Source organism: Massilia sp. CT11-108, assembly GCF_047302915.1.
Lineage (GTDB): Bacteria > Pseudomonadota > Gammaproteobacteria > Burkholderiales > Burkholderiaceae_D > Telluria > Telluria orientalis.
Genome location: NZ_JBKYMO010001422.1, coordinates 1 through 309 on the forward strand (window position 1 = coordinate 1; position 309 = coordinate 309).

Sequence of the window (309 nt, forward strand, 5' to 3'; positions counted from 1 at the left end):
CCACCTAGAGCTCACCATCTCTATGGTGCGCCCGCGGAATATGTTTAAATGACCCAGCTCCAGCGGGGGCCTAGGGCGCCCGACCACCCCCCCGCCGGCGCGCACGCGGCGGGTGAACTGGTGGCGCGTGCAGGTGTCGCGGCGGACGAGGGCGGCGCGCTCGCGCACCGCCTGGTGACGACGATGGAACAGGTGCGGCGCGCGGCCGTGCGCATGGACCGCATCGGCGCGGCCATCGAGACCACGCTGGCACGCACGGGGGGCGCCCCCGGCGGTGGCCCGGCTGTGTCGTATAAACAAAAACCAGCC

1 protein-coding gene is annotated in these 309 nt (G+C 71.8%); it reads left to right on the forward strand.

The annotated features are described in order from the left end of the window. Positions 1-48: 48 nt before the first annotated feature. A partial coding sequence (locus tag ACEN88_RS35100; RefSeq protein ID WP_413347040.1) for a hypothetical protein occupies positions 49-309 on the forward strand: 261 nt, incomplete at its 3' end.